Annotated in this window: 20 protein-coding genes; 10 read left to right on the top strand and 10 right to left on the bottom strand. The window is 71.0% G+C overall.

Translation table 11 applies throughout. The features are described 5' to 3' along the window. Positions 1-20 precede the first annotated feature (20 nt). The 3 genes from ACTJI8_RS16565 (at position 21) to ACTJI8_RS16575 (ending at position 3,965) form a co-directional block, all read left to right on the top strand. Positions 21-1,517: a S8 family peptidase gene (locus ACTJI8_RS16565; RefSeq protein WP_440734527.1), complete on the top strand. Its 1,497-nt coding sequence runs from the start codon at positions 21-23 to the stop codon at positions 1,515-1,517. Positions 1,518-1,626: 109 nt separating this feature from the next. Then, entirely contained in the window at positions 1,627-3,057 is a 1,431-nt protein-coding gene (locus ACTJI8_RS16570) for an aminopeptidase P family protein (RefSeq protein WP_440734528.1), read from the top strand. Continuing rightward, on the top strand, positions 3,024-3,965 hold the full coding sequence (locus ACTJI8_RS16575; RefSeq protein WP_440734529.1) for a phosphotransferase: 942 nt from the start codon (positions 3,024-3,026) through the stop codon (positions 3,963-3,965). Before ACTJI8_RS16570 ends, ACTJI8_RS16575 begins: the two co-directional genes overlap by 34 nt. Before the next feature lie 33 nt (positions 3,966-3,998). Here the strand turns inward: ACTJI8_RS16575 and ACTJI8_RS16580 are convergent, their stop codons facing one another. Genes ACTJI8_RS16580 through ACTJI8_RS16590 form a run of 3 tightly spaced genes read right to left on the bottom strand, consistent with a single transcriptional unit; the run spans position 3,999 to position 6,714 of the window. Next, positions 3,999-5,177: a MalY/PatB family protein gene (locus ACTJI8_RS16580; protein WP_440734530.1), complete on the bottom strand. Its 1,179-nt coding sequence runs from the start codon at positions 5,175-5,177 to the stop codon at positions 3,999-4,001. After that, positions 5,174-5,929 (bottom strand): alpha/beta hydrolase family protein, encoded by a 756-nt coding sequence (locus ACTJI8_RS16585; protein WP_440734531.1) that lies wholly within the window; start codon positions 5,927-5,929, stop codon positions 5,174-5,176. The genes ACTJI8_RS16580 and ACTJI8_RS16585 overlap by 4 nt, the downstream gene beginning before the upstream one ends. Beyond that, on the bottom strand, positions 5,926-6,714 hold the full coding sequence (locus ACTJI8_RS16590) for a general stress protein (RefSeq protein ID WP_440734532.1): 789 nt from the start codon (positions 6,712-6,714) through the stop codon (positions 5,926-5,928). Before ACTJI8_RS16590 ends, ACTJI8_RS16585 begins: the two co-directional genes overlap by 4 nt. Before the next feature lie 87 nt (positions 6,715-6,801). Here ACTJI8_RS16590 and ACTJI8_RS16595 point away from each other — a divergent pair, with 87 nt between their 5' ends. From ACTJI8_RS16595 to ACTJI8_RS16605, 3 genes are read left to right on the top strand one after another with little or no spacing between them, the layout of a single operon-like run. Continuing rightward, on the top strand, positions 6,802-8,088 hold the full coding sequence (locus tag ACTJI8_RS16595) for a magnesium transporter (RefSeq protein WP_440734533.1): 1,287 nt from the start codon (positions 6,802-6,804) through the stop codon (positions 8,086-8,088). Then, the gene (locus ACTJI8_RS16600; RefSeq protein WP_440734737.1) at positions 8,088-8,609 is read left to right on the top strand and encodes a DUF1003 domain-containing protein; all 522 of its coding nucleotides are present in this window, start codon (positions 8,088-8,090) and stop codon (positions 8,607-8,609) included. The genes ACTJI8_RS16595 and ACTJI8_RS16600 overlap by 1 nt, the downstream gene beginning before the upstream one ends. After that, a complete protein-coding gene (locus ACTJI8_RS16605) occupies positions 8,606-9,733 on the top strand; it encodes an Mrp/NBP35 family ATP-binding protein (RefSeq protein ID WP_440734534.1) in 1,128 nt (375 codons plus the stop codon). The genes ACTJI8_RS16600 and ACTJI8_RS16605 overlap by 4 nt, the downstream gene beginning before the upstream one ends. Before the next feature lie 22 nt (positions 9,734-9,755). On the opposite strand, the gene ACTJI8_RS16610 is transcribed toward ACTJI8_RS16605, so the two are convergent. Next, positions 9,756-10,217, bottom strand: a complete 462-nt coding sequence (locus tag ACTJI8_RS16610) for a Sec-independent protein translocase TatB (RefSeq protein ID WP_440734535.1) — start codon at positions 10,215-10,217, stop codon at positions 9,756-9,758. A gap of 94 nt (positions 10,218-10,311) precedes the next feature. Here ACTJI8_RS16610 and ACTJI8_RS16615 point away from each other — a divergent pair, with 94 nt between their 5' ends. After that, positions 10,312-10,944, top strand: a complete 633-nt coding sequence (locus tag ACTJI8_RS16615; protein ID WP_440734536.1) for an O-methyltransferase — start codon at positions 10,312-10,314, stop codon at positions 10,942-10,944. 70 nt (positions 10,945-11,014) lie between these two features. On the opposite strand, the gene ACTJI8_RS16620 is transcribed toward ACTJI8_RS16615, so the two are convergent. From ACTJI8_RS16620 to dapE, 3 genes are all read right to left on the bottom strand, one after another. After that, complete coding sequence (locus ACTJI8_RS16620; protein WP_082076728.1) at positions 11,015-11,188, bottom strand: DUF3117 domain-containing protein; 174 nt, start codon at positions 11,186-11,188, stop codon at positions 11,015-11,017. A 101-nt stretch (positions 11,189-11,289) separates the two neighbouring features. Further along, complete coding sequence (locus ACTJI8_RS16625) at positions 11,290-12,561, bottom strand: hypothetical protein (protein ID WP_440734537.1); 1,272 nt, start codon at positions 12,559-12,561, stop codon at positions 11,290-11,292. Continuing rightward, positions 12,554-13,627, bottom strand: a complete 1,074-nt coding sequence (dapE, locus tag ACTJI8_RS16630; RefSeq protein WP_440734538.1) for a succinyl-diaminopimelate desuccinylase — start codon at positions 13,625-13,627, stop codon at positions 12,554-12,556. Before dapE ends, ACTJI8_RS16625 begins: the two co-directional genes overlap by 8 nt. A gap of 65 nt (positions 13,628-13,692) precedes the next feature. Between dapE and dapD the strand changes: the two genes are divergently transcribed. Then, the gene (gene dapD / locus ACTJI8_RS16635; RefSeq protein ID WP_440734539.1) at positions 13,693-14,646 is read left to right on the top strand and encodes a 2,3,4,5-tetrahydropyridine-2,6-dicarboxylate N-succinyltransferase; all 954 of its coding nucleotides are present in this window, start codon (positions 13,693-13,695) and stop codon (positions 14,644-14,646) included. Positions 14,647-14,668: 22 nt separating this feature from the next. On the opposite strand, the gene ACTJI8_RS16640 is transcribed toward dapD, so the two are convergent. After that, complete coding sequence (locus tag ACTJI8_RS16640; protein WP_440734540.1) at positions 14,669-15,238, bottom strand: TetR/AcrR family transcriptional regulator; 570 nt, start codon at positions 15,236-15,238, stop codon at positions 14,669-14,671. A 138-nt stretch (positions 15,239-15,376) separates the two neighbouring features. On the opposite strand from ACTJI8_RS16640, the gene ACTJI8_RS16645 reads away from it, so the two are divergent. Further along, the gene (locus ACTJI8_RS16645; protein ID WP_440734541.1) at positions 15,377-16,774 is read left to right on the top strand and encodes an MFS transporter; all 1,398 of its coding nucleotides are present in this window, start codon (positions 15,377-15,379) and stop codon (positions 16,772-16,774) included. A gap of 197 nt (positions 16,775-16,971) precedes the next feature. Beyond that, on the top strand, positions 16,972-18,354 hold the full coding sequence (locus tag ACTJI8_RS16650; RefSeq protein WP_440734542.1) for a DEAD/DEAH box helicase: 1,383 nt from the start codon (positions 16,972-16,974) through the stop codon (positions 18,352-18,354). A gap of 90 nt (positions 18,355-18,444) precedes the next feature. On the opposite strand, the gene ACTJI8_RS16655 is transcribed toward ACTJI8_RS16650, so the two are convergent. Next, positions 18,445-19,740, bottom strand: coding sequence for a citrate synthase (locus ACTJI8_RS16655; RefSeq protein WP_440734543.1), 1,296 nt, complete (start codon positions 19,738-19,740; stop codon positions 18,445-18,447). Between the two features lie 144 nt (positions 19,741-19,884). Next, positions 19,885-20,997 (bottom strand): succinyldiaminopimelate transaminase, encoded by a 1,113-nt coding sequence (dapC, locus tag ACTJI8_RS16660; protein ID WP_440734544.1) that lies wholly within the window; start codon positions 20,995-20,997, stop codon positions 19,885-19,887. Between the last annotated feature and the right edge of the window lie 2 nt (positions 20,998-20,999).

A 20,999-nucleotide genomic window follows, 5' to 3' on the forward strand; every position in this document is an offset into this window, starting at 1 on the left:
GAGGACCCTCACCAATGAGGATGCCAACCCCCCACCGCTCGTTCCGCACCATCGCCTGCACCGTCGCGGCGCTGGGACTGGTCCTGGCGGGCTCCGTCAGCGCCACTGCGGCGACGAGCGAGCCCTCGACGCCCGTCCCGATCACTCCGCCGGACGGCACGGTCATGAGCTACGTCGTCAACACCGGCCAGGCGAACCCGGGCCAGACCCGCAAGGCCGAGAAGGCGGTGACCGACGCGGGCGGCGTCGTCGTGCAGAGCTGGCCCGAGATCGGCGTCGTGATCGCGCAGTCCGATCGCGCGGCGTTCCGCGACACCGTGAAGGCCAAGGGCCGCAACGTCGTCGCGTCGGTCGGCGCGACCCGCACCGTCGAGGTGAAGGACAAGGTCACCGGCCCGCAGGCGCCGTGGGGTCCGGGAGCCTCCGGATGGAACCAGGGCAAGAACAAGCCGGTCAACGGCGATGAGCCCACCGAGCCGGTGCCCGCCTCCGCGTCCGACTCGCTCGAGGGCCAGCAGTGGGACATGACCATGATCCAGGCGGATCAGGCGCACCAGATCACCGACGGCAGCCGCAACGTGCTCGTGGGCGTGCTGGACTCCGGCATCGACCCGACCCATCCCGACCTGCAGGCGAACATCGACGTCGCCGACTCGGTCAATTGCACCACTGGCGGCCGCCCTGACCAGACCGATGGCGGGTGGTACCCGACCACGTCCGACCACGGCACGCACGTCGCGGGCACGATCGCGGCAGCCCGCAACGGCGTGGGCATCGTCGGGGTCGCCCCGAATGTGCGCCTCGCGTCGGTCAAGGTCGTCAACGACGACGGGTTCATCTACCCGGAGTACGCGGTCTGCGGCTTCATGTGGGCGGCCCAGCGCGGCATGGACGTCACGAACAACAGCTACTACATCGACCCGTTCGAGTTCTGGTGCGACGATCAGCCCGACCAGGCAGCGGTCCGCGAGGCCGTCGCCCGCGCCGTGAACTGGTCCAACTCCAAGGGCGTCGTGAGCGCGGCCGCGGCCGGCAACTCGGGCCTCGACCTGACGGTGAACACCCTCGACGAGGGCAGCCCGGACGATGCAGCCACCCCGACGCCGCGCACCATCAACCACGGCTGCAAGGACATCCCGGCCCAGGTCCCCGGTGTCGTGACCGTCGCCTCGCTGACCAAGGACGGCCAGCTGTCGTACTTCTCCAACCGCGGTCTCGGCGAGATCGACGTGGCGGCGCCCGGATCCAGGATCCTCTCCACGATCCCCGGCGCGAAGTACGGCCTCAAGAGCGGCACCTCGATGGCCTCCCCGCACGTCGCCGGCGTGCTGGCGCTGATGAAGTCCGCGCACCCGGAGCTGACCCCGGCCCAGCTCGTGCAGAAGCTCGAGGACGACGCGACGCCGACCGAGTGCTCGGCTCCGCAGTACGACGAGGGAGCCGCCTGCGTCGGCACCGCCGAGCTGAACAGCTACTACGGTCACGGCATCGTGAACGCACTCAAGGCCGTGCAGTGATCTGATCCGGATCGACAGGAGGGGCTCGGATCGCCGGCACGGCGATCCGAGCCCTTTGTCGCCCTGCCGCCCGGATCCTTCCCGCACCGGCCGGTGAGAGGATGGATCCATGACCTCCGAGCACGACACGATCGAGCAGCCGGGCGATGCCGCCACCGCGACCACCTCGACGACGACCAACCGCCGCCAGCCTTTCCCGCAGGGCTTCCTCGACACCATCTCGACGGGCTGGGCCGAACGCCCCGAGTCCCTGCCCGCTCCGCGCGCGCAGGCGCCCTACGCAGCAGCACGTCGCGCCGCCGTCTCCGCGGCCTTCCCCGGCAAGCGCCTGGTGATCCCGGCCGGATCCCTCAAGCAGCGCAGCAATGACACCGACTACCCGTTCCGGGCGCACTCGGCGTTCGCGCACCTCACCGGCTGGGCGGTCGACTCCGAGCCCGACTCGCTGCTCGTGTTCGAGCCCACCGCGGATGGCCACGACGTCACGCTGTACTTCCGCGAGCGCGCCGACCGCACCACGAGCGAGTTCTACTCCGACGCGACGATCGGCGAGTTCTGGATCGGACCGCGTCCCGCTCTCGCCGGCGTCGCCGCAGACCTGGGCGTGACCACCGCGCATCTCGACGAGTTCGCCGCGGGCGAGGAAGACCTCGTGGTCGACCAGGACGACGAGCTCACCCGGTTCGTCTCCGAGCTGCGCCTCGTCAAGGACGAGTACGAGGTCGCGGAGATGCGCCGAGCCGTGGCGATCACCGCCGACGGCTTCGATGACATCATCCGCGACCTTCCGCGGGCGGTCGCGCACCCGCGCGGCGAACGCATCGTCGAGGGCGTCTTCCACCAGCGCGCCCGCAGCGACGGCAGCTGGGAGGGCTACGACACGATCGCCGCATCCGGCCCGCACGCGTGCTACCTGCACTGGACCCGCAACGACGGCGCCGTGCTTCCGGGCGACCTCATCCTCATCGATGCCGGAGCCGAGGCCGATAGCCTCTACACGGCCGATATCACGCGCACGCTGCCGGTGAACGGCACGTTCAGCGAGGTGCAGCGCCGCATCTACGACACCGTGGTCGAGGCCGCGGACGCCGCCTTCGCCGCGGCCGAGGTCGGTGTGCCGTTCCGCGAGGTGCACGCGGCCGCGATGGACGTGATCGCCCGTCGTACCGCCGAGTGGGGTCTGCTGCCCGTCTCCGCCGAGGAGGCCCTCGACGCCGACCAGGGCGGCCAGCACCGCCGCTACATGGTGCACGGCACGAGCCACCATCTCGGCATCGACGTGCACGACTGCGCCCAGGCCCGCGGCGAGATGTACTACGACGGCCTGATCGAGCCCGGCATAGTGTTCACGATCGAGCCCGGCCTGTACTTCCAGATCGACGATCTGACCGTGCCCGAGGAGTACCGCGGCATCGGCGTGCGCATCGAGGACGACATCCTCATCACCGCCGATGGCCCGGTGAATCTCTCAGCCGCCATCCCGCGCACCTCCGCCGAGGTCGAGGCGTGGATCGCCCGCGTGCAGGGATCCGCGTCCTGACCGAGGACATGCACCCGGATCAGCTCCGGCTGGACGAGGCCGCCGCGACCGAGAGGATCGCGGCGGCCTTTCCCGCGCTGGCGGGGCAGCCGGTGGTGGCGCTGTCGACACCGGGCACGATGAACGCGCTGTTCCGGATCGGCGACGCGCACGTCGCCCGGTTCCCGCTGCAGTCCGCGGCGCTCGAGGACGTGGCCGCGGAGGCGCGCGCCCTCGACGAATTCGCGACGTGCTCCCCGTTCCCCGCACCCGTCGTGCGCGGTGTCGTCGACCGGGACGAGGGCTACCCTTCAGCATGGTCGGTGCAGGCCTGGATCCCCGGTCGCACTGCCTCCGAGACTCTGGCGGACGAGGATCCTGGTGCGCTCCCGCTGCTCGCCGACGATCTGGCGCGGCTGATCGGAGCCCTGCGTCTCGCACCCCTGCGGGGGCGGACGTTCGACGGCCGAGGGCGCGGCGGCGAGCTGCACGCGCACGAGGAGTGGATGACGCAGTGCTTCGCGAAGAGCGGACATCTGCTGGATGTCCCGTCCGCGCGTGCGCTCTGGCAGCGGCTGTCGCAGATCCCGCATCCCGGCACGGAGGTCATGTCGCACAAGGACCTGATCCCGCCGAACCTGCTCGTTTCGGACGATCATCGGCTCGCCGGCGTGCTGGACGGCGGGTCCTTCGGAGCGGCGGATCCGTCGCTCGATCTCGTGGTCGCGTGGCACCTGCTCGGACTCGACGACCGGCGCCGGCTCCGTGCGGCTCTGGGCAGCGATGGCCAGGAATGGTGCCGGGGAGCTGCATGGGCGCTGCAGCAGGCGATGGGCCTCGGCTGGTACTACGAGCGCACGAACCCCGCCATGGCCGCGCTCGGCCTGCGCACGATGCGACGTCTCCTCGCGGATCCGGATCTGGACTGACGCCGAGGCTCTTCGGCGGGGATGTTCCGGCTGTCAGCCGACGGTGTGCTCGCCCAGCGCCGCCGCCATCTGGCGCACGGCCTGCTCGATGACCGGGCGGGGCGTGGCGAGGATGAAGCGCAGGTAGCCCTCCCCGGCGGCGCCGCAGGCGATGCCGTCGGTCATGGCGACGCCCGCGCGCTCGCGGAAGAACGCGGCGGGCGAACCCTCGATGCCGAGCCCGCGCGCGTCCAGCCAGGCGATGTACGTGCCCTCGGGGGCGCGGTAGCCCATTCCGGGGATGTGCTCGGCGAGGAGTTCGCCCAGGAGCCGGCGGTTGCCGTCGAGGTAGTCGAGCGTGCCGTCGAGCCAGTCGCGGCTGTCGTCGAAGGCCGCCGTGGTCGCGATCACGCCGAGGTTGGCCGTGCCGTGCTCGGCCCAGGCGACCTCCGGCCGCGCCCAGGTCTCGACATCCGTGTCGTTCGTCAGGATCACCTGCGCCGCCTTGAGGCCGGGCAGGTTGAACGCCTTCGAGGCGCTGGCGGCGGTGATCGTATGTCCCGCTGTCATGGCGCTGATGCCGGCGTAGGGAACGTGGCGGTGCGGCGCGAAGACGAGCGGCGCGTGGATCTCGTCCGAGAACACGCGCGCGCCGTGCCGCGCGACGACCTCCGCGACCGCTTCGAGTTCCGCGCGCTCGAACACACGTCCCAGCGGATTGTACGGGTTGCACAGGATCAGCAGGCCGCCGCCGTCCGCGAACGCCCGGTCGATGCCGTCCAGGTCGTAGACGTGGCGCCCGCCCTCGACGAGCATCGGCACCTCGATGATCTCGCGGTCATGCATCGCCGGGATCGTCAGGAACGGCATGTACGCGGGCGTGGGCAGCACGATCTTCGAGCCGGGCTCGGTGAAGAAGTCGATCGTCGCGCGCAGTGCGGTCAGCACATCCGGCACGGGGCGGATCCGATCGGCCGGCACGTCCCAGCCGTAGCGATCCTTCTGCCAGCGCGCGGTCGCCTCGGTCATGCGTGCCCGCACGGCCGCCGGCAGATATCCGGTCAGGCCGTCATCGATCGCGCCCTTCATCGCGCTTGCGATCGCCGGCGCGGGCGGGAAGTCCATCTCGGCGACGAACGCGCCGATCGCCTCGGGGAACACCGACCATTTCAGGCTGCCGATCTCGCGCAGCCGGGCGATGTCGATCGCGTCCAGCTCCTGCGCCATGCTCATGCGTCTCCCCCTTCGTTGCGCCCCGATGCGCCGGTCTCCGACGCGCCCTTGCCGAAACCCGACCACGCGAACTCCACGACCAGCGGCGCGAGATCCGCCCCGATCTCCGCGGCAGGGCGCTTGCGGCCCTTCACCTCGAACGAGTGCCCGCCGCCGTCGATCCAGGCGATCCGTGCTTCCTGACACGACGCCACCGCCTCCTCGAGCTGCGACAGCGGCTGCACGAACGGATCGTTCGTGCCCTCCACGAACAGCTGCGGCTGCGGCACCGCCGGCAGATGCTCGGTCCGCGGCTTCTCCGGCTTGCCCGGCTGGTGCAGCGGATAGCCCAGGTAGACGAGCCCCGTCGCGGCGAGGCCGGCCTCCTCGGCGGCGGCTATGGACGCCATCCGCCCACCATAGGACTTGCCGCAGGCGACGACGGATCCGGATCCGCGCTCGCTCGCCGCGGCGACGACGGCGCGCCAGCTGAGGATCGCGTGCGCCGCCGGGCCCGGCATGCGCCGTCCCGCCTCGACGTACGGGAAGTTGAACCGCAGCGTGTGCAGGCCCGCGGTGCGCAGCGCCGTGGCGAAACCGATGAGGAACGGATGATCCATGCCCGCGCCCGCGCCATGGGCGATCGCCACGATCGGCGCATCGGCCCCGGCAGCGAGGTCCCCGTCGGCAGCACCGAACGCGGCCGACACCTCGGCCGTACCGGCAGGGAGCGGAACCGCGATCCGGAACCGCTCCTCGGCCCGTCCCGTCATCGCGAGGTGCCGTCGCCCGCCGGGTTCTCGCCGTCCACGGGCGTGGCCGCAGAGGGCGGCGTCTCGAGGGCGGGGCTCTCCGCGGGGGCGGCGGGAGCTTCGTCGGTCGCCGGGATACCGTCGGTCGCCGGGGTACCGTCCGTCGCCGGGCCACCGTCCTGTGCGGGCTGCACCGAGGCGGTCGGCGGTGCCGGCGGCATCGGCGGGCGCGGCGGCGCGATGCGCTCGCCGTACCGTGGCGGCTCCTCGACCCGCTCTCCGTACTGGGGCGGCCCTGCCGCGGTCGTGCCGGCGGCAGGGCCGGACTGCGGGATCGGGGTGACGGCACGGCCGAGCACCTGGCGCGCCTTGCCGACCGAATCGGACAGCACCGTGACCTCGTAATGATCTGCCTTGAGCTGCATCACGCTCGCGTAGTCGCGGCGACGACGCACGATCGAATACGTGATGAGGCTCAGGATCATCCCGATCGCGACGCCCACGAACAGGATCCCGACGAACGCCTGCATCGGCACGGCGGGGTTGCCCAGCACGAAGATCGCCGAGAGGAAGAGGCCGATGAGCACGCCGTTGACCGCGCCGGAGCGCGCCGCGTTCGCATAGCCGAGGCGACCGGTGACCCGCTCCACGGTCTGCACGCCGACCCCGACGATGGCGATCGCCCTGGCCGGGATCTCCCCCGCGATCAGCTGCGAGACGAGCTTCTGCGCGGCCTCGTACTCGGTCACCGTGGCGACCGTCTCGCCGATCTCGCCCGCAGGGCCCGACGCGTTCAGCATGCTCATCGGACCATTGTTCCACGCGGCTGCCCGGAGACCGCCGATGCCGTCACCCACCCCGGATCCCAAGGCGCAGGACACTACGCTGGAACCATGAGCACACAGCGGGTTTTCGTCGCGCGCCTGGCCGGGTGCGCCGTGTTCGACCCCGCCGGCGACCGGATCGGGAAAGTCCGTGACGTCGTCGTCGTGTACCGAAGTAGCGCGGCCCCGCGCGTGATCGGCCTGGTCTGCGAGATCCCCGGCCGCCGGCAGGTGTTCCTCTCGATCGGGCGGGTCGGATCGATCAGCACCGGACAGGTCATCACGTCCGGGCTGATGAACGTGCGCCGGTTCAAGCCCCGCAACGGCGAGGTGCGCATCATGGCCGAGCTCATCGGCCGGCGCGTCGACTTCTCCGACGCCTCGGGCACGGCGGTGATCGAGGACGTCGCGATCGAGCCGAACCGGCTCGGCGAGTGGTCCGTGAGCCAGCTGTTCCTGCGCAAGCCCAAGACGAGCGCCTCGCCGTTCGCCAAGGGCCCCACCACGTTCGCGACCTGGAACCAGGTGCACGAGCACAACCGTCCCGGTGAGGCGCAGTCCGCCGAGCAGCTCGTCGCCACCTACTCCGAGATGCACCCCGCCGACCTCGCGAACACCCTGCTCGACCTGCCCCAACAGCGTCGCATCGAGGTCGCGGAGGAGCTTCCGGACGAGCGGCTCGCCGACGCCCTCGAGGAGATGCCCGAGGACGACCAGATGGACATCCTGGACCGTCTCGGCGACGAACGCGCCGCGGACATCCTCGATCAGATGGAGCCGGACGACGCCGCCGACCTGCTCGCGCAGCTGCCCCAGGGCCGCCTGGAGCACCTCCTCGAGCTCATGGAGCCGGAGGAGGCCGAGGACGTGCGCATGCTGTTGCGCTACAGCCCCGACACCGCGGGCGGTCTGATGACCCCCGAGCCGATCATCCTCTCCGCGGATGCCACGGTCGCCGAGGCCCTGGCTCTGATCCGCCGGCACGAGCTGCACCCTGCCCTGGCCGCCGCGGTCTTCGTCACGCTGCCGCCGTTCGAGACGCCCACAGGACGCCTGCTCGGCGTGGTGCACTTCCAGCGCATGCTGCGCTATCCCCCGCACGAACGGCTCGGCGCCATCGTCGATGACACCCTCGAACCCGTCCCCGCGACCGCCTCGGCGGCCGAGGTCGCGCGCATGCTGGCCAGCTACGACCTCGTCTCGCTGCCCGTCGTGGATCAGGCGCACCGGCTCGTCGGCGCGATCAGCGTCGATGATGTGCTCGACTACCTGCTGCCCGACGACTGGCGCTCGCACGACGCCGATGACCGTCCCGGGTCCGCGCAGTCCGTGCCGACGCAGGGAGCGAGCGGATGATGGCGAAGTCGGGCCGTCGTGGGCTGGATCTGCCCCGCGGCCGGTCCGGCATGCTCGGGCGCGGCACGTCGACGGGATCCAGCGACACCTTCGGGCGGTTCTCCGAGGCGTTCGCGCGGGCCATGGGCACGTCCGGCTTCCTCATCGGGATGTCGGTGTTCGTCATCGTCTGGCTGTGGTGGAACATCGCCATGCCCAAGGAGTGGCAGTTCGACCCGGCCGCGACGAACTTCACCCTGCTCACGCTGATCCTCTCGCTGCAGGCCTCCTACGCCGCCCCGCTGATCCTGCTCGCGCAGAACCGGCAGGACGACCGCGACCGCGTGCAGATCGAGCAGGATCGACAGCGCGCGGAACGCAACCTCGCCGACACCGAGTACCTGGCCCGGGAGATCGTCGCCCTGCGCATGTCGCTCGAGGAGCGCTCCGCGCAGGGCGTCACCCGCGAGGTGCTGCGCGCCGAGCTCAGGGCGATGCTCGCCGAACTCCGCGACGAGGATCCGGCGGAGCAGACCCCGTGACCGTCGACCTCGCCGACGCGGTCCGCCGCGCCGTCGGCGCCGTCACCGACCCCGAGCTGCGCCGCCCGCTGGCCGACCTCGACATGCTCCGCGACATCACGGTCGCCGGCACGGTCGCGCACGTGGGCATCGCGCTGACCATCGTGGGCTGCCCCGCCGCGACCCGGATCGAGGCCGACGTGCACGCGGCCGCGGCGGCGGTGCCCGGAATCGATGCGGTCGAGGTCGCCGTGGGCGTGATGACGCCGGACGAGCGTCGCGCCCTCACCGAGCGCCTGCGGGACGGCAGGGAGCCCCGGCAGATGCCCTTCGGCCCGGAATCGCTCACGCGCGTGATCGCCGTCACGAGCGGCAAGGGCGGAGTGGGCAAGTCCTCGCTCACCGCCAACCTCGCGGTCGCTCTGGCGGCCCGCGGACGCAGGGTCGGGCTCATCGACGCCGACGTGCACGGCTTCTCGATCCCCGGCCTCCTCGGGATCGCCCCCGGCACGCAGCCCACCCGGATCGACGACCTCATGCTGCCCCCGGTCGCGCACGATGTGAAGACCATCTCGATCGGGATGTTCCTGCGGGAGGGGGAATCCGTCGTCGCATGGCGCGGACCCATGCTGCATCGCACGGTGCAGCAGTTCCTCACCGACGTGTTCTTCGGCGACCTGGACGTGCTGCTCATCGACATGCCGCCGGGCACCGGCGACATCGCGATCACCCTCGGCCAGCTGCTCCCCCATGCCGAGGTGCTGGTCGTGACGACGCCGCAGGAAGCGGCGTCCGACGTGGCGATCCGCAGCGCTCTCGTGGCCCGGCAGACCGGGCAACGGGTGATCGGGGTCGTGGAGAACATGGCCGCGCTGACGCTGCCCGACGGCACGGTGCTCGATCTGTTCGGATCCGGCGGCGGGCAGGCCGTCGCGAACGCCCTTTCGCAGGATGCGGATCCGGTTCCGCTGCTGGCCTCGGTCCCGCTGAGCCCCGCGCTGCGCACGGGCGGGGACGCGGGAGTGCCCGTGGTGCTCGCGGACCCGCAGGATCCCTCGGCACGCGCGATCCTGGCTGTCGCGGACGCGATCGATCGAGGGGGCCGTGGTCTTTCCGGGCGGCGCCTTCCCGTCAGCCTGGGTTAGACAGCCAGCCTGGGCTGGACGATCAGGTGGCTTCGCTGTCGTACGGCGGAAGGTCCTCGGCGGAGAACATCTTCGGCGCCTTCGACACGGGAGCCGTCTCGCTCCCTGTGGACGCGGCGTTCATCGCGGTCGCCGTGGCCAGCAGAGCTGCTGCCGAACCCGCAGCCGCCGGCGCCGGAGCGGTCTCGACCGCCGCGACCGGGGTTGCCGGACGCGGCGGCGCCGGGGTGTCATCCATCAGCGCATCGCGGATGATGCGGCGCGGGTCGTACTGCCGGGGATCCAGCTTGCGCCAGTCCAGCTCATCGATCTCCGGCCCGACCTCCTCGCGCATGCGATCTTTGGCGCCGCGCATGTAGTCGCCCGCCTTCTTGACCAGGCGCGCGAACGTCTCCGCGTAGCGCGGGAGCCGCTCAGGGCCGACGAGAAGGGCCGCGATCACGCCGATCACGATCAGCTTCTCGAAGGTGATGCCGAAGAACATGTCATAAGGGTACCGCCGCGCCTGGCCGCTGCGGACACGGAGGACGCCTACGCTGGGGGCATGCGGTGCAGTGAGCGACCGCCAGGGAGTCGAAGTGAGCGAGCAGGACGCCAACGCGCGGTACGTGCGCGAAGCAATCATCGAGCCGGATGAGATCGCCAAGGCGCGCGCACATGCGGTCGAACTCGGCGCGCAGCCGATCAGCGCCGCCGTCGGCGCGCAGATCGCAGTGCTCTCGGCAGCCACCGGCGCGCGCTCGATCGTCGAGATCGGCACCGGCGCCGGCGTCTCCGGGCTCTGGCTGCTGCGCGGCGCCCCGAAGGCCGTGCTCACGTCGATCGACAACGAGCCGGAGCACCTGGCCGCCGCACGCAGCGCCTTCCAGGACGCACGGATCGCCCCCACCCGCGCGCGCTTCATCGCGGGCAGGGCCGCCGATGTGCTGCCTCGGATGAACGAGGCCGCCTACGACATCGTCCTCGTCGACGCGGATCCGGAGAACGTGATCGAGTACGTCGAGCACGGTCTGCGGCTCGTGCGCGCCGGAGGGACCGTGCTCGTGCCGCGCGTGCTCGCCGGCGGAAGGGTCGCGGATCCAGTGCAGCGCGACGACGTCACGGTCGCCTACCGCTCGCTCATCCAGGAGACCCAGCAGTCCCCCGCCGTACTCGCCGCGCTGAGCACGGTCGGCGAAGGCCTGCTGCAGCTGACCGGCATCGCCGAATGACGAAAGGCCCGCAGGAAGCGGGCCTTTCGAAGATCTGAAGAGATCTGGTCTTGATCGTGCGAGTCGGAACTCAGGCTGCTGCCACGACGTTGCTGAGCACGTCGTGAAGTTCCTTCGCCTCTGCGTCGTTGACGGAGACGACCAGACGCCCGCCGCCTTCGAGCGGAACGCGCACGATGATCAGCCGGCCCTCCTTCACGGCCTCCATGGGTCCGTCGCCAGTCCTCGGCTTCATCGCTGCCATCGCGGTGCTCCCTTTCCTCGGTGGTCTACGACTCCCATATTAGTGGGTGCTGGGACACCGCTTACCGCGGCGCGGCGAGGCCGCGAGACGATCGAGCAGGTTCAGGGCACGCGCCAGAAGGTGTTCGCGAGGCCGTAGACGTTCGCGATCCACAGCGCCTGCAGCGCGATGCACACCACCAGCACCGTCGTCCGCAGCCACCAGGAACGGTGCCAACCGACGCCGCCCCACAGGGGCGCGAGCGGGAACATCAACCGCAGCGTGCTGGACTGCGGGAAGAACACGGCCAGCAGGTACAGGGCGTAGCTCGCCGAGAAGAGCCGGATCTCCGGCCCGAGCCGGCGCACGCCGCGCCCCGCGATCAGCACCGCCGCGAACAGCGCCACCAGCAGGGCGAGGATGACGAGGCCGAGCCATCCCGGCAGCCCGAGCAGCTGCGCCCAGTACGGCATCGCGCTCAGCCACCCCTCGAAGGGCGAGAAGGCGGTGTGCCCGTCCTGCGGCATCCAGAATCCGCGCCAGCTCAGCTCGGTCTCCAGGTAGGCGTTCGGCACGCCCGTGACCACGCCCGCGATCATCTGCCACGCGAAACCCACCACGACGCCGAGCGCCCCGAGACCGAGGTAGTGCGCGATCTCGGATCCCGTCAGCGGATCCGACTTCCGTCGCATCCAGCGCACCACGAGCATGAGGCCGAGCGTGAGCGCGAACGCCAGCACACCCGGGCGCGTGAAGCCCATCAGCACGATCAGCGGATACAGCCGCACGTAGCGGCGGCGGATCAGGCCGTCCAGCGCGAGCAGCAGGAACAGCATGTTGAGCACCTCGGCGTAGCCGACCTGGAACAGCGCGCCGAGGGGGCCGGAGGCGAAGAAGACGACCGTCCACACCGCCGCCATCCGCCCGATCCGCCCGCGCATCATGCGGAACAGCACGAGGCAGCAGAGGTATCCCGCCACGAGGGAGACGAGCGCCGCGCCCACGCCCCAGCCGCCTGCACCGAACGGCAGCGCCACGACCTGCGACACCCACGGGTACAGCGGCAGGAACGCCCACGAGTTCTGGGTGATGTGTCCGTCCGGCCCGAGCGGCAGCGTGGTCGGGTACCCGTACACGACGATGTACCAGTACCACTGCGCGTCCCACCCGGTGACGAATGAGGCGATCGACGCGCCGTGGCCGAACCGCGAGCCGGGCGCGCCGGACAGCCCGGTCGCCCACAGCAGCAGGCCGGTGGTGATCAGGCGCGCCCCGACGTAGATCGCGAGGATACCCGCCCAGGCGGGCGTACGTGCATAGAGCCGGGCGGCCCAGCGCGGTGCGGTCGTCGCGCCCTGCCGGCGATGCACCGCCGCCGCGGCGAGCTCAGACACCGCTGAGCCAGGAGCGCAAGCCCCGCTCGGTGGCCGTGATCTGCGCGAGCGGCACACGCTCCTCGTCGTGGTGTGCGAGGTGCGGATCCCCCGGTCCGTAGTTGACCGCGGGGATGCCCAGCGCGGAGAACCGCGCCACATCGGTCCACCCGTACTTCGGTTTCGGGGTCGCGCCGACGGCCGCCACGAACTCCTGTGCGATCGGCGCGTCGAGGCCAGGACGAGCACCCTCGGCGACGTCGGTGATCTCGACCGCGAAACCGGCGAACACGTTGCGCACGTGCGCCTCCGCATCGGCCGCGGACTTGCTCGGGGCGAAGCGGTAGTTCACCTCGACCTCGCAGACGTCGGGGATGACGTTGCCGGCGATGCCGCCGGTGATCCGCACCGCGTTCAGCCCCTCGCGGTACTCCAGGCCGTCCACCGTGATCTCGCGCGGACGGTACTCCGCGAGACGCGCGAGGATCGGCGCCGCACGGTGGATCGCGTTCTCGCCGATCCAGGCGCGCGCCGAGTGCGCGCGCACCCCGGTCGTGCGCACGACAGCGCGCAGCGTGCCGTTGCAGCCGCCCTCGACCTCGCCGTTCGAGGGCTCGCCGAGGATCGCGAAGTCGGCCTCGAACAGATCCGGCCGGTGATCGGCGAGCAGCTTGAGCCCGTTGCGGGCGGCCTCGACCTCTTCGTTGTCGTACCACATCCAAGTGATGTCGACCACGGGCTCGGTGAGCTCCGAGGCGAGTTTGAGCTGCACCGCGACCCCGGCCTTCATGTCGACCGTGCCGCGCCCCCAGATCAGAGCCTCGCCGTCGATCTCGACATCACGCGTCGGCACGTTTGCGTTGATCGGCACCGTGTCGATGTGCCCGGCGATCGCCACGCGCTGCGCGCGGCCCAGGTTCGTGCGAGCGACGATCGTGTTGCCCTCGCGCAGCACCTCGAGATGGCCGAGCGCGCGCACGGCCTCCTCGATCAGGTCCGCCAGCGGCTTCTCCTCCCCCGAGACGCTGGGGATGTCGCAGATCGCGCGGGTGATGTCCGCCGCGGAGGCGGTGAGATCGAGCGGCATGGTCCCCACCCTAGCGCCGCGTCATGAAGGGGAAGCTGGGGGTGCCGATTCGATACCGTGGACGCATGACCGACGCGCGCATGATCCACGGATCCGGCCTGACCACCATCGCCGGCGACGGCACCGTCCTGGACGCCTGGTACGGCGAGATCGGCGCCGTCGAGCCGTCCGCCGGAGACCGCGCCGCGTCCGCCCTGACGTTCGAGGCGCTCGCCGGTGCCGACGATCGCCGCAACGTCACCGTCGAGGCGGTGCAGCTGTCGATCGACCTCGATGCGGCTCCGGCTTCGACCGCCGACGCGTATCTGCGCCTGCACGCCCTCTCGCACCTTCTGGTGCGCCCCAACGAGGTGAACCTCGACGGCATCTTCGCGCACCTCCCGAACGTCGCCTGGACGAACGCCGGTCCGATGCTCCCCGCCGATGCGGCACGGCTGCGCCCGCTGTTGCAGCGCGCCGGGATCCAGATCACCGGCGTGGACAAGTTCCCGAGGCTCACCGACTACGTGCTGCCGGAAGGAGTGCGCATCGCGGACGCCTCGCGGGTGCGCCTGGGCGCCCACCTGGCCCCCGGCACCACCGTCATGCACGAGGGCTTCGTGAACTTCAACGCGGGCACCCTCGGCGCCTCGATGGTCGAGGGCCGGATCTCGCAGGGCGTCGTCGTCGGCGACGGATCCGACATCGGCGGAGGCTCCTCGATCATGGGCACGCTCTCGGGAGGCGGCACCCACCGCGTCTCGATCGGTGCGCGCACCCTGCTCGGCGCGAACGCCGGCATCGGGATCTCCCTCGGCGACGACTGCATCGTCGAGGCGGGCCTGTATGTCACGGCGGGCACGAAGATCGTGCTCGCCGACGGCGCTCCGCTGGCCGACGGGGGCCGCCCTGTCGTCAAGGGCGCGCAGCTGAGCGGCGAGAACGGGATCCTGTTCCGGCGCAACTCCCTTTCCGGAGCTGTCGAGGCCGTGCGCCGGACCGGCGTGGGCGTGACGCTCAACGAGGCGCTGCACGCCTGAGTGACGGGCTCTCGAGCAGAGCTCAGGTCCGCAGCGAGCCGATCGCGAGGCCGAGCACGCGACGGCGCTGCTCTTCGTCGTCGTAGGCGACCGCGCTCACACCGGCGATGAGCTTGACGACGTCGGCGATCGCGAGATCGGCCTTCACGGCGCCATCCTCCTGCGCGCGGGCGAGCAGCGGCTCCCCCGCGCCCAGCATCACGCCGCGGCACTCCGCGAACACCGACGACTCCCGGTTCAGTCCGTCCAGCAGGACGTGCTTGGTGCCGACGTACTCGACGAAACGCCCCAGCCAGGCCTCCAGTGCGGGCCAGGGCTCCAGGTCCGCCACCTCGTCCGCGGCGTCGGCGAGAGCGGCGACCTCGCGGAGGTAGAGCGTCTCGATCAGGTCGTCCCTGGTCGGGAAGTTGCGGTACAGCGTGCCGATGCCGACCCCTGCGCGGCGCGCGATGTCCTCGAGCGAGGCGCCCGAGCCATCCTCGGCGAAAGCCTCGCGCCCGGCGGTGACGAGGGCGTCGAAGTTGCGCGCGGCGTCGGCACGGCGCGGTCGCCGCTCCTCCAGCGTCGCCGTCGCCCTGTTCTGGCCGCCCATCGTGCCGTCCTTCCGAAAAGTCTCAGAAGACCTCTTGCAAACCGGAGGGACCCTCCGGTAATCTCAATCCGGAGGCATCCTCCGTTCGGAGGCCTTCCTCCACTTTACCCCTCTTCTCCAGGCTTCGGAAGGGAACTCATGTCCCGCTCATCCACCTCGGTCCTGGTCGCGATCGCCGTAGCGGTCTCCTCCATCGCTCTTCTGCAGAACCTCGTCATCCCGCTCGTGCCGCTCATCCAGGCGGAGTTCGGCGTCACCGCCGATGCGGCCAGCTGGACCATGACCGCGTGGCTCATCGCCGCCGCGGTCGCCACACCCACCCTCGGCCGCGTCGGCGACCTGCGCGGACGGCGCACCACCTTCCTGATCACCCTCGGCGCGACCGCGGCGGGGGACGTGCTGGCCGCGGTCGCCCCGACCCTCGAGGTGCTCATCGTCGCCCGCGTGCTGCAGGGCATCGGCGGTGCGCTGTTCCCCCTCGCCTATGGGCTGCTGCGTGACGCACTCCCCCGTGAGCGCGTGACCGGAGCGATCGGCGTGGTGAGCGCCGTGATCGGCATCGGCGGCGCCGCGGGCACCGTGCTCGCAGGCCCGCTGGCGGACCTCGTCGGCTGGCGCGGCACGTTCGCGGTGCCGTTCCTGGTCGCCGCACTCGGCGCCTTCCTCACCCTCGCCGCGGTGCGCGACACCGGCACCCGCGCCCTCGGGCGGGTCAACACCCGCTCTTCGGTGCTGCTCTCGGCGTGGCTGGTCGCACTACTCGTCCCGCTCAGCACCGGCTCGCGCTGGGGCTGGACTTCGCCGGCCGTGCTCGCGCTGTTCGGCGTCGCCGTGCTCGCCTTCGCCGCGTGGATCGTGTCGGAGCTGCGCTCCGCCGAGCCGCTCGTGGACCTGCGGATGCTGGCGTCCCCCGCGATCTGGCCGGTCAACGCCGCATCGCTCCTGATCGGGGCCGGCGTCTTCGCGTTCTGGGGCTACCTGCCGCAGTTCCTCGAGTTGTCGGCCTCCGCGGGCGGCACGGGTCTCACCGTGCGCGACGCCGGGCTCATGCTCGTTCCGATGCTGATCGGCATGAGCGGGGTCGGCTTCGCCACCGGCGCGCTGAACCGCATCCTTTCGCTGCGCACCCTGCTCGTCATCGGCGCGCTGCTGATGGGGGTCTCCGGCGCGAGCGCCGCCCTGGCGCACTCGACGCCCTGGCAGCTCGCCGTGGCAGGCGCGGGCTTCGGCATCGGCTGCGGGCTGGCCTACGCGGCCTCGGCCGGCATCGTCGTGCAGAGCGTGCCCGCCGCGGTCACCGGCGTCGCGACCGGCGTGAACGCGAACCTCCGCACGATCGGATCCGCGATCGGCTCGGCGGCGACCGGCGCGATCGTGTTCGGCTCTGCGACGCACGGCACCGGCTCCGGCTTCGCCACCGCATGGGGGCTCGTCGCGGTCGCCACGATCCTCGCGGGCGCGATCGTGTGGGCGGTGCGCACCCGCCCCCACGTCACGACATCGGCGACGGCATTGCCCGAGCTCGTCGAGGCCTGAACCGACTGTCAGGGGATCCAGGATAGGATGTAGGGGATGTCGGATCATCCGGCATCTCGTCGCCATCCTGGATCCCTGGGCGCGGAGTTCGCTCCCCCTCGCGATCCGGTTCTGTGAGCGGCGACCTGATGCGTCGTTGCGACACGTTCATTGCGACGCCCTGACCCCGTGGCCGGACACCGGCCCAGGAGACACCCATGACTTCCTTCCTCGATCTCGGCGTGCCCGCGGCCCTGGCCGCCGTCCTCGCCGCCGATGGCAAGACCGAAGCGTTCGCCATCCAGCGCGACACGCTGCCCGACGCCCTCGCCGGCCGTGACCTGCTCGGCCGCGGACGCACCGGCAGCGGCAAGACGATCGCCTTCGCCCTTCCCCTGGTCGCCCGCCTCACGGGCTTCAAGGCCCGCCCGCAGTACCCGCGCGGACTCGTGCTGGCGCCGACGCGTGAGCTCGCCTCGCAGATCGCCGCGACCATCACCCCTCTCGCCCAGGCGGCGAACCTCCGTGTCGCCACCGTTTTCGGCGGCGTCAGCCAGCGCCCGCAGGAGGAGGCGATGCGTCGCGGAGTGGACATCCTCGTAGCCTGCCCCGGCCGCCTCGAGGACCTCATGAAGCAGGGCGTCGTGCGTCTCGGCGACGTGCGCGTCACCGTGCTCGACGAGGCGGACCACATGGCCGACCTCGGCTTCCTGCCCGGCGTCACCCGGATCCTCTCGGCCACGCCGTCCGAGGGTCAGCGCCTCTTGTTCAGTGCGACGCTGGACAACGGCATCGACGTGCTCGCCCGCCGCTTCCTCACCCGCCCGGTGAGCCACGAGGTCGACGAGGAGAGCGTGCCCGTGGGTGAGATGACTCACCGCGTGCTCGAGGTCGCCGACGCCGACGCCAAGAAGACGCTCGTGCAGACTCTCGCCTCCGGTATGGGACGCCGGATCCTGTTCACCCGCACCAAGCACCAGGCGAAGAAGCTCGCCAAGGCGCTCACGGCCGCCGGCATCCCCGCCGTCGACCTGCACGGCAACCTGGCCCAGGGCGCGCGCGAGCGCAACCTGGCCGCGTTCTCCGCCGACCCTGCGGACGGCGGCGTGCGCGTACTCGTCGCCACGGACGTCGCGGCCCGCGGCGTGCACGTGGACGACGTCGATCTCGTCGTGCACGTCGACCCGCCCGCCGAGCACAAGGCGTACCTGCACCGCTCCGGCCGCACCGCGCGTGCGGGCGCCGCGGGCACGGTCGTGACCGTGCTGCTGCCGGAGCAGCGCCGCGACACGAAGGACCTCCTGCGCAAGGCCAGGATCAGCGTCGACATCGAGCCGGTCTCGCCTTCCTCCGCGGCCGTCGCGGAGCTGGTCGGCGAGAAGGCCGCCTTCGTGAAGCCCGCGCCGATTCAGCCGCCGCAGCAGCAGCGCCCCGCGAAGAAGAAGCCCGCGGCGTCCGCCCAGCCGCGCGGCCAGCGCCAGGGCCAGGGCCAGGGCCAGGGATCCCACCGCGCGCCGCGCCCGCTCGGGGTCGGCGATACGGTTCCCTCGCGTCGCCGTCGCCGGTCCTCGCGCCCGCAGGGCACCTCGACCGCGCGCTGACAGTCCTCACCGCGGACAGCGGCGGAAACGAACAAGGGGGGGATCCGATCCGGATCCCCCCTCTTTCGTCGTCGTGCGTCGCCCGCCCGGTCAGGACCGGCGGAACTCGCGCTCCGGCGAGCCCGTGTACAGCTGCTGCGGGCGGCCGATCTTGGTCTGCGGGTCGAGGTTCAGCTCGCGCCACTGCGCCAGCCAGCCCGGCAGGCGGCCGATCGCGAACAGCACCGTGAACATGCGCGTGGGGAAGCCCATCGCCTTGTAGATCACGCCGGTGTAGAAGTCGACGTTCGGGTACAGGCGACGCTCCTGGAAGTAGTCGTCCGCAAGCGCCACCTCCTCCAGTTCCCGCGCGAGATCGAGGAGCGGATCCGTGACGCCGAGCTCGGCGAGCACCTCGTCCGCGGCGGCCTTGACCAGCTTCGCGCGCGGATCGTAGTTCTTGTACACGCGGTGCCCGAAGCCCATGAGCTTCACGCCGTCTTCCTTGTTCTTCACGCGCTCGACGAAGCGCTGGACGCTCTGGCCCGATTCGCGGATCTGGCCGAGCATGGTCAGCACCGCCTCGTTCGCGCCGCCGTGCAGCGGGCCGGAGAGCGCCTGGATGCCGGCCGAGACGGAGGCGAACTGGTTCGCCCCCGTCGAGCCGACCAGCCGCACCGTCGACGTGGATGCGTTCTGCTCGTGGTCCTCGTGCAGCACCAGCAGCAGCTCGAGCGCCTTGGACATCACGGGGTTGATCTCGTAGGGCTCGCTGTGCACGCCGAAGTTGAGCTTGAGGAAGTTGTCCACGAAGCTCAGCGAGTTGTCGGGGTACAGGAAGGCCTGGCCCACGCTCTTCTTGTGCGCGTACGCCGCGATCACCGGGAGCTTGGCGAGCATCCGGATCGTGTTCAGCTCGACGTGCTCGGGGTTGTGCGGGTCGGACTCGTTCTCGTAGTAGGTCGAGAGCGCCGCGACGGCTGACGACAGCACCGCCATGGGGTGCGCGTTGTCCGGAAGCGCCTGGAAGAAGTGCTTGAGATCTTCGTGCAGCAGCGTGTGCCGGCGGATCTTGTCATCGAACTCCGCGAGCTCGGAGGCGCTGGGCAGCTCGCCGTAGATGAGCAGCCACGCGACTTCGAGGTAGGAGCAGGTGTTCGCGATCTGCTCGATCGGGTACCCGCGGTAGCGCAGGATCCCCTGGTCACCGTCGATGAACGTGATCTCCGACTTGGTGGAGGCCGTGTTCACGAATCCGTAATCGAGGCCGGTGTGGCCGGTCTGCCTGGTCAGGGTGGAGAAATCGATGCTGGCGTGCCCGTCGGTGCCCTGAAGGATCGGGAACTCCGCGGTCTTGTCGCCTACTGTCAGCGTCGCCTTCGTAGGCCGCTCGCCCGCTGCGCTCACGCAGACCTCCTCATGCGTCTGTCTCGTGTGGGGGATGCGCGATCGGCGCCGATGGGCCCGCGATCGCGTCGCTCATACAGCCTAGTCCGCGTGCGCACCTACTGTGAAAACGACCAAGAGTGGCGCCGAAACACCTGTGGAATGCTACGAAGCCGCCCCGCGCAGGCGCGCCGCGGCCGCCTCGATCCGTTCGAGGGGCGCGGTCAGCGAGAGCCGGACGTGCTGTGCGGAGTGGTCGCCGTAGAAGGGTCCGGGACCCGCCAGGATCCCGAGATCGGCGAGCGCACCCATGGATTCCCAGGCATCGCGGCCCTGGGTGACCCACAGGTACAGCCCCGCCTCCGAGCCGTCGACCCGGAAGCCCGCGTCGAGGAGCGCCGGCCGCAGCACGTCACGGCGCTGCCGGTAGCGCTCCTTCTGCACCGCGACGTGCTCGTCGTCGCGCAGCGCGACGGCCATCGCGTGCTGCACGGGAGCCGGCGGCATCAGACCGAGGTGCTTGCGGGCGGTGAGGATCTCCCCCACCACGCGGGCGCAGCCGGCGACGAAGGCGGCGCGGTAACCGGCGAGGTTCGACTGCTTGCTGAGCGAGTAGACGCTGAGCAGACCCGCTCTGGTGCCGCCTGTGACGCGCGGATCCAGCACCGAGGGCACCGGCTCGCTCGCCCACGGCCCGTCCCAGCCGAGTTCGGCGTAGCACTCGTCGCTCGCGAGGATCGCGCCCAGCTCACGTGCGCGGCGCACGGCCGCGGCGAGCTCGTCGACGGTCCAGGTGCGCCCGTCCGGGTTGCCCGGGGTGTTGATCCAGATGAGCTTGGCGCCCTCCGGCCAGCGCGCGGGGTCGTCCTCGCTCACGACCGTCGCGCCGGCGACCTGGGCGCCGACGGCGTATGTCGGGTATGCGACGCGCGGCTGCACCACGATGTCGCCCGCGCCGAGCCCCAGCAGCGTCGGCAGTAGTGCGACCAGCTCCTTGGAGCCGATCGTGGGAATCACGTTGTCCACGCGCAGGTCGGGCACGCCCCGGCGTCGCGCGTACCAGTCCACGATCGCCTCGCGCACGGCCGGGGTGCCGACGGTCTGCGGATACGAATGCGCGTCGGTGGCCTCGGCGAGGGCATGTCGGATGATCTCGGGGGTGGGATCCACGGGGGATCCGATGGCGAGGTCGACGATGCCGTCCGGGTGCGCGGCCGCACGCTCGCGGAACGGGGTGACCGCGTCCCAGGGGTAGTCGGCGAGGTCGCGGACGCTCACCG

It is taken from the genome of Microbacterium sp. 22303 (assembly GCF_052045265.1).
In the GTDB taxonomy this organism is placed as follows: domain Bacteria; phylum Actinomycetota; class Actinomycetes; order Actinomycetales; family Microbacteriaceae; genus Microbacterium.

Bases quoted from the DNA above. Each gene is read 5' to 3' on its own strand.
- ACTJI8_RS16565 (WP_440734527.1), top strand. From the start codon at position 21: ATGCCAACCCCCCACCGCTCGTTCCGCACCATCGCCTGCACCGTCGCG.
- ACTJI8_RS16570 (WP_440734528.1), top strand. From the start codon at position 1,627: ATGACCTCCGAGCACGACACGATCGAGCAGCCGGGCGATGCCGCCACC.
- ACTJI8_RS16580 (WP_440734530.1), bottom strand. From the start codon at position 5,177: ATGAGCATGGCGCAGGAGCTGGACGCGATCGACATCGCCCGGCTGCGC.
- ACTJI8_RS16585 (WP_440734531.1), bottom strand. From the start codon at position 5,929: ATGACGGGACGGGCCGAGGAGCGGTTCCGGATCGCGGTTCCGCTCCCT.
- ACTJI8_RS16590 (WP_440734532.1), bottom strand. From the start codon at position 6,714: ATGAGCATGCTGAACGCGTCGGGCCCTGCGGGCGAGATCGGCGAGACG.
- ACTJI8_RS16595 (WP_440734533.1), top strand. From the start codon at position 6,802: ATGAGCACACAGCGGGTTTTCGTCGCGCGCCTGGCCGGGTGCGCCGTG.
- ACTJI8_RS16600 (WP_440734737.1), top strand. From the start codon at position 8,088: ATGGCGAAGTCGGGCCGTCGTGGGCTGGATCTGCCCCGCGGCCGGTCC.
- ACTJI8_RS16610 (WP_440734535.1), bottom strand. From the start codon at position 10,217: ATGTTCTTCGGCATCACCTTCGAGAAGCTGATCGTGATCGGCGTGATC.
- ACTJI8_RS16620 (WP_082076728.1), bottom strand. From the start codon at position 11,188: ATGGCAGCGATGAAGCCGAGGACTGGCGACGGACCCATGGAGGCCGTG.
- dapE (WP_440734538.1), bottom strand. From the start codon at position 13,627: ATGCCGCTCGATCTCACCGCCTCCGCGGCGGACATCACCCGCGCGATC.
- dapD (WP_440734539.1), top strand. From the start codon at position 13,693: ATGACCGACGCGCGCATGATCCACGGATCCGGCCTGACCACCATCGCC.
- ACTJI8_RS16640 (WP_440734540.1), bottom strand. From the start codon at position 15,238: ATGGGCGGCCAGAACAGGGCGACGGCGACGCTGGAGGAGCGGCGACCG.
- ACTJI8_RS16645 (WP_440734541.1), top strand. From the start codon at position 15,377: ATGTCCCGCTCATCCACCTCGGTCCTGGTCGCGATCGCCGTAGCGGTC.
- ACTJI8_RS16650 (WP_440734542.1), top strand. From the start codon at position 16,972: ATGACTTCCTTCCTCGATCTCGGCGTGCCCGCGGCCCTGGCCGCCGTC.